The organism is Bacillus tequilensis KCTC 13622 (genome assembly GCF_000507145.1).
Classification (GTDB): domain Bacteria; phylum Bacillota; class Bacilli; order Bacillales; family Bacillaceae; genus Bacillus; species Bacillus tequilensis.
In genome coordinates, this window is sequence record NZ_AYTO01000032.1 from 1 (window position 1) to 12444 (window position 12444).

Genomic DNA, 12444 nt, shown 5'->3' on the forward strand with positions numbered 1-12444 from the left:
GTAAAGAAACAGCACAAAACAAAAAAGCTTGTAGAAAAAACACCGTTTTCTCTACAAGCTGAGCCAAGGCTGAATGCCTTGGCTTGGCTTATCCTCCGATCATCTGCACGAATACAGGGATGACCAGAACCGTGACCACTCCTACTACGACAACCGCAATACTCGCCATCGCAGCTTCGACTTCTCCCATCTCGATCCCGACCGCTACACCGAGTGCGTGTCCGGACGTACCGAGAGCCAATCCTTTAGAAATCGGATTCTTCACTTTAAACACCTTCAAGAACAATGCTCCGAGTGCATAGACAATGACAGCGTTAAAGATGACTGCAAAGGCTGTGATGTCGCTGATGCCTCCGATGTCTTTTGATAAAGGAAGCGCAATTGCCGTTGTAGCCGCTTGCGGAAGCATGCTTTTCATCACGGCCGCATCAAGGTGAATGCCTTTTGCAAGCAAATAAACAATCGTGACAGAGCAGATAGAGCCGACAATAATGGAGGCCATGATTTGCCACCAGTATTTTTTCAGCTTGTCTCTTTGTTTGTACAAAGGAATGGCAAATGCGATCGTCGCAGGTTCAAGGAAAAACTTAATGATTTCTCCCCCGTTATTATAGTCCGCGTAGGAAAAACCGCCGATTTTTAAAAATGCGATCCCAAGCACCATGGCCACAAACAAAGGAGTTAAAAGGAAGAATCCTTTCGTTTTTTTAAATAAAAAGGTGCCGATGCCGAATGCAGCAAGTGATACGACAATTCCGAAATAAGGACTCATTGTGCTTTCCATGTGATGAACCTCCTGTTTCCTTAATGGTGAACGAGCTCTTTATTGTTCTGCTGGTTTTGCACTGTTTTTGTTTTCATGTCCGCTTCCGTTTTGTGCTTTCCGCTCAGCGAAAGAATCAGCTGAGAAAATAATCCCGTAGCTCCCAGCAAAATGATCGTTGCAAGCAGAATGACAAGAACGATTTGCAGACCGTATTGCTGCATCACACCAAGCGAATTCATAACAGATATACCTGACGGGACAAATAAAAATCCGATCAATGAGGTTAAAGATGTTCCAAGCGTTTCTACTTGTTCCAGTTTAATGACTTTCAAACATAATAGGAGAAATAATAAGACCAACCCTACAACCGATGCGGGGATAGGTATTGGGACAATAGCTGCAATCATGTTTGAGACCAGCATAATGACGGCAAAAATAAATGCTTGTGTTAAAAACCCGTACACTTTTTTAGCACTCATTTTCTTCACCTCTTTCTCTTTGGTACCCTCATTATAAATAAGAACCGCCTCTCATGAAGCGCTTACAAGATAACATGTCGATTAACGGAACTGAGTTGCAGAATCAAATGGCTGAAATGCAAAAAGCCGCCCGTCAAATATGGAGCAGCTTTTTCAATTCCTTCGCATATGTCCGGCTGACCGGTATTTTCGAGCCATCTTTCATAATCAAGTTATACGTTGAATTAAACCATGGCTGAATTTCTTTAATATATTCAGTATTGACGACAAAGCTCCGATGGACGCGGATGAAATCAGGATCAGGCAGCTTTTTCTCAATGACAACGAGTGTATCGCTGACCTTGTAAGATGTATCAAAGGTTTTTACATTCACATGACGATCTTCCGTTCCGGCATAGATAATGTCCTTCGTATCTACGATCACTATCGATTCTCCTACAGATAGCGCAAGTTTGTGCGGGCCGGCATGGCTGCTCAGATCTGTTTCCGCAATATCCCGATTACCTTTTTTATATTTTTTCAGCGTTTGCTGAATTCTTTCCTCATCAAAAGGCTTGGTTAAATAGTCAAGGGCGTCCACCTCAAACGCTTTGAGCGCATATTGATCATATGCTGTCGCAAACACAACAGCAGGAGGATGCTTCATTTTCTTCAACCGCTTTGCGATATCAAAACCGTTTTCTCCAGATAAATCAACATCTAAAAACAGCAAATCGGGTTTTTGATCCATCATTTGGTCAAAAGCAGATTCAATATTTTTCGCTTCATTGATTTCCATATCCTCATTGGTCCGCTTGAGCAAGTAAGCCAGCTCATCCCTTGCCAGCATCTCATCATCAACTATTAACACCTTGAGCATATTCTTCTCCCTCTTTCATCTGTTGCATTGGCACTTGAAAGGAAAACTCTGTCCCTTTATGAACCTCACTCCTGATATTCAGTGCGGCCTGCTGTCCGAATAAACCGATCAGCCGCTGATTCAGGTTATAAAGCGCTGTACCGGTTCCCTCCTTAGATGGGAATGGTCTCTGTCCCAATTCCGGCAGGACGTCTGGCGGAATTCCCCGTCCATTATCAGTCACTTTCATATAAACCGATGTATCATCAGATAAGACACAGACCGTAACCTTACACATGTCTTGTTTTTTCGAAAACGCATGCCGAAGCGCATTCTCCACAAGCACCTGTAAGACAAATGGAGGGATTTTAATTTGCTCCAGCCCGCTGTCGATATTGAGCTCAATCTTATATTTCCCGGGAAAACGCGCCTGTTCTAATGACAAATAGGCGTGCAGGTGGTTCAGCTCCCTTGAAAGCGGTATGAGGAGCTGTCTGGCTCCCTGAAGGTTTGAACGAAAATAAACACTGAGCTGCAATAAGAGCTTACGGGTTTTTTCAACATCCGTGCGGCATAATGCAGAAATTGTGTTGATCGCATTAAATAAAAAATGCGGATTCACCTGTGCCTGAAGCGCTTTGATTTCAGCATCCTTGAGAAGTTTGCTTTGGAGCTCTGCTTCCCCAAGCTCAAGCTGTGTCGAAAACAGCATGGCGAGCCCCTCAGCAAGCTCCTCCTCAACCTGGTTTAATCCCGCTGGATTTTTAAAATACATTTTTAAGGTTCCGATTGTATTGCCGTTTGATGTCAGCGGCAATACAATCGCCGCATGCAACGGACATTCAGAATGCGTACATTCAATCTCTTCCTGAGAAATGGCCTTCATGATTTCTCCTGTTTTAATTACTTTTTTGGACAAGCCGGTGATCAAGCTTTTTGATGGGATATGGTGATCCATTCCCGCGCCGACATGCGCAAGGATCTTCTCTTTGTCAGTGAGAGACACCGCATCTGTTCCCGTCAGCTTATGGATAATGGCCGCCACACTTTTACAGGAGTTTTCATTGAGTCCTTGGCGGAAAAATGGGAGCGTCTGGTCAGCGATCGTCAGCACTCTATGCGTTTCAAGCGCCCTCGCCTGCTCTTCCTTGCGAATGATCGCCTGAATGATCGACAGAAAAATAAAACTGCCTGTTCCGTTGATGAGTATCATCGGTATCCCGATCATGCTGACAAGTTCCCAAGCGTTACTGAACGGCTTTGCCATCAATAAAATGATCACCATCTGCAGGGACTCCATGCCGATTCCCACAAGAGCGGCGATACGCGGTGTCGGCATTCGGTAGCGCTTTGTAAAATACCTGCCGATCAAGCCTGCAAGAACACCCGCTAAAACGGACGATACCGCACAGCTTAAGGCCGTGCTACCGCCGAGCGAAAAGCGATGCAGTCCCGCCAGTATGCCGATTCCAGCCCCTACAAACGGGCCTCCGAGAAGGCCTCCGATTTCCACGCCCAAAATACGGGTATTCGCAATAGAGCCCGATGGATCTATTGCAAACACCCAGTCATTGTTTACTATCATATTTTTTTGAATTTCAATGCCTGTATAATTGCTGATGATGCTGAAAAGAGAAAAAATAGAAATTAAAACCGCTTTTCCTTTATAGCCGTCCTGATTTTGCAGCGCCTGTCTGAAAAGCTTCGTATGGGCGAGAATGAAGCCCAATATAACGATAATCCCTACCCTCTCAAGCATCATAATCATTAAATGGATCATGCATGTCACCTGTTCTTTCCATTTTCATTCTAGCATGTTTTTATCTATATGACTGTTTTTTTAAAATCATCTGAAAACATATTTCACAAGACTTTTATCTATTGTAAAATAAAACATGAGCCTTTTGGCAGCAAGATTTGAATCTGAAGCAGAGGAGAAGATCATGAAAGCCGTATTTTTTGATTTAGACGATACACTACTTTGGGACGAGAAAAGCGTCAGAACAACATTTGCAGAAACTTGTTTACAGGCAGAGAAAAAATATGGCCTTGACCCGCAGGCATTCGAGGCAGCTGTTCGTGAAGCGGCGAGAGAATTGTACATGTCATATGAGACGTATCCATATACAGTGATGATCGGCATAAACCCGTTTGAAGGACTGTGGTCCAATTTCTCAGAACCGATCAGTGAAGGATTTCAGAAGCTGAACAAAATTGTGCCGGAGTACAGAAGAGACGCATGGACCAACGGACTGAAAACGCTTGGCATCGATGATCCGGCATATGGCGAATACTTGGGAGAGTTTTTTGCGGCAGAACGCAGAAAACGCCCGTTTGTATATGATGAAACATTTGCTGTGCTCGATCAATTAAAAGGCAAGTATGAATTACTGCTTTTGACAAACGGCGATCCGAGTCTGCAAAAGGAGAAGCTCGCCGGCGTGCCTGAGCTCGCCCCTTATTTCAATGAAATCGTCATCTCCGGCGCTTTCGGAAAAGGGAAACCCGATGTTTCCATTTTTGAACACTGCCTTAAGCTGATGAATATTGATAAAGACGATGCGATCATGGTCGGCGATAATTTGAATACAGATATTTTAGGCGCTTCAAGAGCCGGAATCAAAACCGTTTGGATCAACCGGACGGATAAGAAAAACGAAACCGATGTGACGCCTGATTACATCATCAGCAGCCTCCATGATTTGTTTCCTTTGTTAGAGAAATAAAAAAAGCATGATCTCTTCAATGAGATCATGCTTTTTATGTTATTTTTTCGCTTCGGCTACTGCCTTTTTCACAAACTCATCAAGTGAGATGGTTTCAGAGTTCTGCTCTCCGTACTTACGGACGTTTACCGCTCCGTTTTCTGCTTCTTGGTCACCGACCACAAGCATGTACGGGATTTTTTGCATTTGCGCTTCACGGATTTTGTAGCCGATTTTTTCATCGCGGCTGTCGACTTCAACACGCAATCCTTCACGCTGCAGGCGTTCCTGCACTTTTTTCGCATAGTCTAAATGCACAGCCGGAGAAACCGGGATGACTTGGAATTGAACCGGTGCAAGCCATGTTGGCAGCGCGCCTTTATGTTCTTCGATTAAGAAGGCAACAAAGCGTTCCATTGTTGATACGACACCTCTGTGAATGACAACCGGACGGTGCTGTTTGCCGTCTTCGCCGATATAAGTCAGATCGAAACGTTCAGGCAATAAGAAGTCAAGCTGAACTGTAGACAAGGTTTCTTCTTTGCCGATCGCTGTTTTCACCTGAACATCAAGTTTAGGGCCGTAGAATGCCGCTTCACCTTCTGCTTCGTAGTAGTCATGGCCGATTTCGTCCATTGCCGCTTTCAGCATGGATTGCGCTTTGTTCCACATTTCATCGTCATCAAAATATTTCTCTGTGTCTTCAGGATCACGGTAAGACAGGCGGAATGTGTAATCACTTAAACCGAAGTCTTCATATACGTCCTGAATTAAACGAACCGTACGGATAAACTCATCCTTAATTTGATCCGGACGCACAAAGATGTGCGCATCGTTTAATGTCATGCCGCGCACGCGCTGCAGGCCTGACAGCGCACCTGACATTTCATAGCGGTGCATCGTTCCCAGCTCTGCAATACGAATTGGAAGCTCGCGGTAGCTGTGAATGTCTTGTTTGTAAATCATCATATGGTGCGGGCAGTTCATCGGACGCAAAACAAGAGTTTCATTGTCCATTTCCATCGGAGGGAACATGCCTTCTTGATAATGCTCCCAGTGTCCTGATGTTTCATACAGCTCTTTGCTGCCAAGCACTGGTGTATACACGTGCTCATAGCCAAGGCTGATTTCTTTATCGACAATGTAGCGCTCGATGACGCGGCGAATTGTCGCGCCTTTTGGCAGCCAAAGCGGCAGGCCTTGTCCGACTTTTTGAGAATTCGCAAACAGCTTTAATTCTTTGCCGAGCTTTCTATGGTCACGCTCTTTCGCTTCTTCAAGCATGCGCAGATGCTCTTCAAGATCAGCTTTTTTGAAGAAAGCTGTGCCGTATACGCGCTGAAGCATTTGGTTTTTGCTGTCACCGCGCCAGTATGCACCTGCAAGGCTTAACAGCTTAAACTCTTTGATTTTTCCTGTTGAAGGAACATGCACACCACGGCACAGGTCAAAGAATTCGCCTTGCTCATAAATCGAAACGGTTTCTCCTTCAGGTATCGCATCCAATAGCTCCAGCTTCAAGTCGTCGCCGATTTCAGCAAAACGGGCTTTCGCTTCTTCACGGCTGACTTCTTTCCGGACGATCGGAAGGTTCGCATTGACGATTTTTTTCATTTCTTTCTCGATCTTCGGCAGATCCTCCGGCGTAATCGCTTCTTCCATTTCTACATCGTAGTAAAAACCGTTTTCGATAACCGGACCGACACCGAATTTGACATCTTTGTAGATGCGTTTAATCGCTTGAGCCAGCAAGTGAGCCGTACTGTGGCGCATAATCTGAAGACCTTCTTCGGAGCCTTCTGTAATGATTTCCACTGTGCCGTCTTCATTGATCGGCGTTTTCAGATCGATTTCTTTTCCGTTCAGTTTTCCGGCTAATGATTTCTTCTTTAATCCCGGACTGATGGATGCCGCGATATCTTCTGTTGTTGTTCCTTTCGCAAACTCCTTGACTGCTCCATCAGGGAATGTGATTTTCACCATATCTGACATCTATGTCACTCCTTTTTTTGCATATAAAAACCCCGCCCCCTATGAAAGGGACGAGGTTGAATAAACGGAATCGTGGTTCCACCCTTTTTTCCGCAAAGCCAATACTCCGGCATCTGCGGCTCTAAGCTCTGTAACGGGAGTTCCCGTCAGCCATTACTGCTCCTTATCAAAGGGGTTCACAGCTGAAGTTCAAAGGCGGTAAAGCGAATGGTCCTTAGCTAGGAAGCTTGCAGCCGTGGCTTCCCTCTCTTTGAGCCGGTATCATTCCTTCGTGTCCTTATCAATACGTGTGTCTTTCTTAATCTCCTATGTATTATAAATTGTTCAATCTAAAAAATCAACACGCTCGCATTTCCTTTTTTCAAACCGACAGCCTTACATATGGAGGCTGCCGGCCTTTATCCTTCCGAGTGCTTTACCTGTATTTCCGCGTCTGAAAAAGCGTGCAGCGGAAACAGTTCCATTCGCTCTTGAAATACGTTTTGAATGGTTCTTGCCATCATATGCTCCGGCTGGTCGGTATAAAGCACCACTTCATCAGGCGCGATGGAAATGAGCGGCGCCAGCAAATGAGAATCAATGTACATAGGATGATCCCGGAGAAACCGCCTGTCTATGTATTTCATCTTTTCCCGTTCCGGCACATAGCGCAGCTCCCATAACGTAAATGAACCATCATGGACAATATGAACCTTTTTGATTCGCGGCTGTTTGGCTGTTACATAGTCTCTGAGCGTTTGGATAAAGTTTTGATATTCCTGTTCCATCTTATATTCATCTACCGCCGCTTCCGTAATGTCTCTCAGCTGCTTGTAGTATTGTCCAAGCCGGAAGGTCTGAAAGGAGCGAATGGAAAAAACCCCTTCCTCTAAACAGATCGTTTTGAGTTCATCCAAAATAGATTGTTTCCGTGAAAGCTTCAGCGGCTCAAACGGAAGATCTTCCGCTTCTCCTTCAATAATACTATGTGCGAGCTGAAGGATTTGCTGCTGTTCATCATGATCGGTGAAGCAGTATGTTCTCTCAATCAACGACAGCATATACTCGTCTTCTTTGCATTCTAAAAAAAATTTGACCAGAATCGGCTCCATAAAACGCTGAATAGAGAGAGCCGGCTTCGCTTTTTCAATCCCGATTTTTCGTATGCCTTCACAGACAATGATATTGTCCCGATCGTCCGAATGCTGAATCAGATGTAAAAAAGCGGCTGCATCATGGTCGTCTTCAAAGATTATTTCAAGCATGTTTGTCCCCCCTTACGGCATCTGTTACAAGTATATGGGGGATGTTTTTAAAATAGACGTAAAGGTCATTGGCAAATCTAATTTGATTCCTGGAACAAGTTTCGCATTTTCTTTCTGAAGATAATCGGCAGCGAGATAAACACGATATACAAAGCGAGGACCAAAAAGAAAGCGGGCAGATTGCCAGCCAAAAAGCTCGCACCCAGAACATTAAGCGCAATGGTTCCAGGGATGATTCCCGCTGCCGTCGCCGCAAAATACGGCAGCGCTTTGACATTGGAAAGGCCTGCCGCATAGCTGACGAAATCAAAATTGATCGGCAGGATTCTTAAAAGAAAGATATAAAAAAATCCGTTATCCTCCATCTGCTTCTGAATGGCTTCCAGCTTTTCATAATGGCCGTTCTTTTTCGCCGCAAACAAACCTGCCGCAAAAAATGATACAGCAGAAGCGCACATCGAACCGAATAACGTGTAAAGTGTGCCGAAAAGCGGGCCAAACGCAAGTCCGCCCGCTATAGAAATAACAGACACCGGAAATAACACAAGAGGCCTGACAATGGATATCCCGATAAATATCAGCGGTGCAAAGACCCCAAATGACAAGACCCACACCCTGACCTCTTTCGGCGATACATTCAAATACCTTTTATTTCCCCAAAAGAGTAAACCTGCAACGGCCAGCACTGCCAGCCATTTAAGAGCGGTTTTTCGTTTCATACCCTCAGTTCCTTCCCCTTTGAACCGCAGCGATTACGAATGGCGGCGGTTTTCTCCGTCAAGGCGGATCGGAGCAGCCAAATATAATATCCGCTCCATTAATCTTGCCGCTTTTACTTCTTCCTTTTCTCCCCTTTGCGAATACGTAAAATGATGCTTCAGCTCGTCGGGTGAGAAATTAGAAGAAAAGAACGTCGGCAGCTGCTGGGACATTCTGTGCTGAAGCACCGTCCCGATGACTTCATCCCTTACCCAGCTCGTCATTGATTCCGCTCCGATGTCATCAAGCATCAATACAGGTGTTGTTTTGACCATATTGAGCTTCTCTTCCAATGAATGGTCTTGCAGGGAGTTCTTGAGCTCTCTCACAAATTCGGGCACATAGACGATCATGGAGGAATACTCTTTTTCCGCCAGCTCATTGGCAATCGCAGCGAGCATAAACGTTTTTCCTACCCCGAACTTCCCGTATAAATAAAGACCTTTCCCTTTTCCCGTCTCATTATAGCTTTTCAGAAAATCTGTAACATGCTGGAACATCGCGAGCCTGCTCGGGTCACTGATATCAACCTGCTGGAATGTCGCTCCGAGAAGGTCCTTTTGGATATACATGCTTTTCATAAGAGATTTTTGTTTTTTCTGCTGGTCGAGCTTCCGTTTGACCGGACATTCATAATACTCAATATCAATAGCGCGGCCATTGACAACAAGCTTAGGATGATAGCCCTCGAGCAGATTGTTGCAATTTTCATCTTCCGAACAATAGGAGCAATTCTTGCTTTGCCCGATATATTCATAAAGCTTATTTAAGCTCTTTTCGATCATTTTTTGGTCAATGATTTCTTCGTTTTCCTTCAAAAACACCTGAACATCTTGATCATTCATGACTTTTTCTTTCATTTGTTCAAGACGTTTTTGGAAATCCGGTCTGCCGGTTACGCCCTGCAGGGAACGGCCGATTGGTTCCATTTATTCCTTCACCCCGCATCTCTGTCTTTAATAGGCAGAGTATTTTTTCAGTTTTTGCATCTCTTCCATCATCTTTTTCTTCTGTTCTTCCAAATCCTGCGGCTGCAGCTTCTGCTGTCCGGATTCTGAATCGGACGCTTTCTCCTTTTCTTTCATCCAGTCAGGAAGCTTTTCTTCCCGAATCACTTTTTGGTTTCGTTTCGAAGGCTGATTTGCTTTTCCTTCCGCCCATTCAAGGTATTGGCGGTTTTCTTCTATCGCGAGCTTCATCGCTTCTCTGACCGTTTTTACCTTTTTGCGCGCCCAATGTGAAGCAATTTTTTGGATATAGTTTTTCGACAGCTTCATGTCGGTTTTCAGCATGACGTAATAAATTAACACATTTGTCACGCCTGGCTCGAGCTTCTGTTCAAACATAATTTCTTCTATGATTTTCAAATCAGCTTTTGATGGCTCTGTTCCGTCGGCAATGTCCTGCAAAAGCTTCTTCGGAGAAATCGCCTCCAGCAATGCAATCAGCTTTCCGTCCAGCGAATCCTCTTCCGCCGGTTTTTCGCCTTCACGCAGGTGCACCGGCTGTGTTTTTTCCACTAAGTCAGGCAGCTGTCCGTTTCGTTCGATTTGATACCAGTCGCTTGCCGCTTTTCTTAAAGCCTCCGTCGTAATGACGTCACGCTCATCAATTGCGCTCATCACGACACTTTGCATCTGCAAGGGATCTATTCCATACAAATAAGAAAGCTTTTTGATCGTGTCGCGCACCTGCTGGGTCATCGCTTTTCTCGGAATCATCGTCTCAGAAAGTCCCGCTAAAAACAAATCAAAATCAAACACTTCCTCCGTTATGGTGTAAGAAGGAGCTTGTCCGACAGAAGTGTATTCTGTGCCTTGCGCAAGCCTCACCGTTTCTGCCATATCAGATGTGAGATTCCATTCACTCGGCTGCAGCGATTCAAACGCATGATTAAACGGCCGCGTAATGTCCTTCGCATCTTCGGAAATGGCCGGGTGCGTGAAAAATTGTTTTAATTGCTGATATTTTGTTTTTCCGACCCTATTGTACAGGAAAACATTCAGCATTCCGTCTTCAAAAAATTCATTTGGCCTGAGCGGCGGAAGGAGTTCATATATAAAGAGGCGCTCCTGCCGCTCGGATTCTTTCATATATACTTTCAGCAATCCGATGCCCTCGAGCTTTCCTTGTTCCTGATGGATCGTCTTTAAGTTGGACTGTGTCATCCCCATCAGCTGCCGATGTGTGGACTCTCCGCCCCACAGACGGTTTTGTTCAAGCTCTCCCCACAATGTCATATAAAGAGAGAATGCAACAGGGCCGATTAAGGGCTGATACAGTTGTGTGATAATTTGTCTGTCTATATCCTGCAGCATCGATCTGCTTTTGACCACATACGGATCTACAGGCAGTACATCTTTCCAATAGTCAGCCATACATTCTCAAACCTTCCGAATTTGTTTCTATCTTTCATTTTACACCGTTTCTTCTATCTATCAAATGCCAATTTTGCACATGAGAAAAGAGCTAGAAGAATCCTCTTAGCTCTTTTATCGTTCTTTCTTTATTAAGTCTTTTAACTCGTCGATAAAGACGTTTATATCTTTAAACTGCCGATAGACGGACGCGAACCGCACATATGCGACCTCATCAATCTTAGCCAGCCGGTCCATGACCATTTCTCCGACGAGCTCGCTTTTTACCTCGGAGCAGCCTTGATTGCGAAGTTCTTTTTCAATATCAAAACACATGTCTTCAAGCGTTTTGAGTGAAACAGGTCTTTTTTCGCATGCTTTTATGAGGCCGCGCAGCGTTTTTTCTCTGCTGAATTCCTCACGTACTCCTTCCTTTTTCACGACGATGAGCGGGGTTTCCTCCACTTTTTCAAAGGTCGTAAACCGGTAGTGGCAGGATTCGCACTCGCGTCTTCGGCGAATCGATTTTCCGTCATCCACAGGCCGTGAATCAAGGACTCGCGTTCCGTTATGCTGGCATGAAGGACATTTCAATAAAATCAGCTCCCAACTATTTCGTTCCCTGCAATGTATGTTCGGCAGCCTCCGCCTTTTCAAAATAAATGTGACAGCCATCTGTCGGGAGAGCCGTTGTGTAAGGCTGTGGTTACAGCATCAGGTGGTTTATGAGAATCTCTTTATTATTTTACAAAAAAAATGAAAAAAGAAAAAGCTGGCCGCCCTTGTTTCTTTATAAAAATAAAAGGAGCATAAGCTAAAAAGCGCATAACGGCTTTCTAGCTTCAGCTCCCTTTGTGTTCGTGTTTACTATAGTACTTTCGCTTGCGCCTGTTTAATTTGCACAGGCCCCATTCCTCTTGGTATTTCAATGTTTTCTCTTGTATCAGCATGCAATGCCTCTGCGATGTAGTCAGCAGCGACATTAGGATCTAAGTCTCCACAAGTATAAACATCAATGCTCGCATATCCGTGCTCAGGAAAACTGTGAATTGTTAAGTGTGATTCAGAAATAATCACAACTCCGCTTACGCCTTGCGGTGCAAATTTGTGAAATGCAACCTCGCGCACCTCAGCACCTGATTTTAGAGCAGCATTTACAAACGTTTTTTCAATAAAATCCATGTCATTCAGCTTATCAAAATCGCATCCCCATAGCTCGGAGATAACGTGACGCCCCATTGTTTCCATAGTCATGGACCCCCCTTAACAAGAATTAAAAAGTGAAATTCCAACAACTGGGTCGG

General features: G+C 44.7%; 12 protein-coding genes. 1 reads left to right on the plus strand and 11 read right to left on the minus strand.

Translation table 11 applies throughout. From position 1 onward, the window contains the following. Positions 1-88: 88 nt before the first annotated feature. From lrgB to lytS, 4 genes are all read right to left on the minus strand, one after another. Positions 89-784, minus strand: coding sequence for an antiholin-like protein LrgB (gene lrgB / locus V756_RS0110010; protein WP_024714542.1), 696 nt, complete (start codon positions 782-784; stop codon positions 89-91). Positions 785-804: 20 nt separating this feature from the next. Beyond that, complete coding sequence (gene lrgA, locus V756_RS0110015; RefSeq protein WP_024714543.1) at positions 805-1245, minus strand: antiholin-like murein hydrolase modulator LrgA; 441 nt, start codon at positions 1243-1245, stop codon at positions 805-807. Between the two features lie 133 nt (positions 1246-1378). After that, positions 1379-2104, minus strand: coding sequence for a LytR/AlgR family response regulator transcription factor (locus V756_RS0110020; RefSeq protein ID WP_024714544.1), 726 nt, complete (start codon positions 2102-2104; stop codon positions 1379-1381). Continuing rightward, positions 2082-3863: a two-component system sensor histidine kinase LytS gene (gene lytS, locus V756_RS0110025; protein WP_024714545.1), complete on the minus strand. Its 1782-nt coding sequence runs from the start codon at positions 3861-3863 to the stop codon at positions 2082-2084. The genes V756_RS0110020 and lytS overlap by 23 nt, the downstream gene beginning before the upstream one ends. 163 nt (positions 3864-4026) lie before the next feature. Between lytS and V756_RS0110030 the strand changes: the two genes are divergently transcribed. After that, entirely contained in the window at positions 4027-4809 is a 783-nt protein-coding gene (locus V756_RS0110030; protein WP_024714546.1) for an HAD family hydrolase, read from the plus strand. A 39-nt stretch (positions 4810-4848) separates the two neighbouring features. On the opposite strand, the gene thrS is transcribed toward V756_RS0110030, so the two are convergent. From thrS to speD, 7 genes are all read right to left on the minus strand, one after another. Then, the gene (gene thrS / locus V756_RS0110035) at positions 4849-6780 is read right to left on the minus strand and encodes a threonine--tRNA ligase (RefSeq protein WP_024714547.1); all 1932 of its coding nucleotides are present in this window, start codon (positions 6778-6780) and stop codon (positions 4849-4851) included. A 398-nt stretch (positions 6781-7178) separates the two neighbouring features. Then, on the minus strand, positions 7179-8024 hold the full coding sequence (ytxC, locus tag V756_RS0110040; RefSeq protein WP_024714548.1) for a putative sporulation protein YtxC: 846 nt from the start codon (positions 8022-8024) through the stop codon (positions 7179-7181). A 77-nt stretch (positions 8025-8101) separates the two neighbouring features. Further along, a complete protein-coding gene (locus tag V756_RS0110045) occupies positions 8102-8743 on the minus strand; it encodes a TVP38/TMEM64 family protein (RefSeq protein WP_024714549.1) in 642 nt (213 codons plus the stop codon). Between the two features lie 33 nt (positions 8744-8776). Next, positions 8777-9712: a primosomal protein DnaI gene (gene dnaI, locus V756_RS0110050; RefSeq protein ID WP_024714550.1), complete on the minus strand. Its 936-nt coding sequence runs from the start codon at positions 9710-9712 to the stop codon at positions 8777-8779. A 27-nt stretch (positions 9713-9739) separates the two neighbouring features. Next, positions 9740-11161, minus strand: a complete 1422-nt coding sequence (gene dnaB, locus V756_RS0110055) for a replicative helicase loading/DNA remodeling protein DnaB (protein WP_024714551.1) — start codon at positions 11159-11161, stop codon at positions 9740-9742. Between the two features lie 114 nt (positions 11162-11275). Continuing rightward, the gene (gene nrdR, locus V756_RS0110060) at positions 11276-11734 is read right to left on the minus strand and encodes a transcriptional regulator NrdR (RefSeq protein WP_024714552.1); all 459 of its coding nucleotides are present in this window, start codon (positions 11732-11734) and stop codon (positions 11276-11278) included. Between the two features lie 273 nt (positions 11735-12007). Next, positions 12008-12388, minus strand: coding sequence for an adenosylmethionine decarboxylase (gene speD / locus V756_RS0110070; RefSeq protein WP_003223584.1), 381 nt, complete (start codon positions 12386-12388; stop codon positions 12008-12010). Positions 12389-12444 lie beyond the last annotated feature (56 nt).

Bases quoted from the DNA above. Each gene is read 5' to 3' on its own strand.
- lrgB (WP_024714542.1), bottom strand. From the start codon at position 784: ATGGAAAGCACAATGAGTCCTTATTTCGGAATTGTCGTATCACTTGCT.
- lrgA (WP_024714543.1), bottom strand. From the start codon at position 1,245: ATGAGTGCTAAAAAAGTGTACGGGTTTTTAACACAAGCATTTATTTTT.
- V756_RS0110020 (WP_024714544.1), bottom strand. From the start codon at position 2,104: ATGCTCAAGGTGTTAATAGTTGATGATGAGATGCTGGCAAGGGATGAG.
- lytS (WP_024714545.1), bottom strand. From the start codon at position 3,863: ATGATCCATTTAATGATTATGATGCTTGAGAGGGTAGGGATTATCGTT.
- V756_RS0110030 (WP_024714546.1), top strand. From the start codon at position 4,027: ATGAAAGCCGTATTTTTTGATTTAGACGATACACTACTTTGGGACGAG.
- thrS (WP_024714547.1), bottom strand. From the start codon at position 6,780: ATGTCAGATATGGTGAAAATCACATTCCCTGATGGAGCAGTCAAGGAG.
- ytxC (WP_024714548.1), bottom strand. From the start codon at position 8,024: ATGCTTGAAATAATCTTTGAAGACGACCATGATGCAGCCGCTTTTTTA.
- V756_RS0110045 (WP_024714549.1), bottom strand. From the start codon at position 8,743: ATGAAACGAAAAACCGCTCTTAAATGGCTGGCAGTGCTGGCCGTTGCA.
- dnaI (WP_024714550.1), bottom strand. From the start codon at position 9,712: ATGGAACCAATCGGCCGTTCCCTGCAGGGCGTAACCGGCAGACCGGAT.
- dnaB (WP_024714551.1), bottom strand. From the start codon at position 11,161: ATGGCTGACTATTGGAAAGATGTACTGCCTGTAGATCCGTATGTGGTC.
- speD (WP_003223584.1), bottom strand. From the start codon at position 12,388: ATGGAAACAATGGGGCGTCACGTTATCTCCGAGCTATGGGGATGCGAT.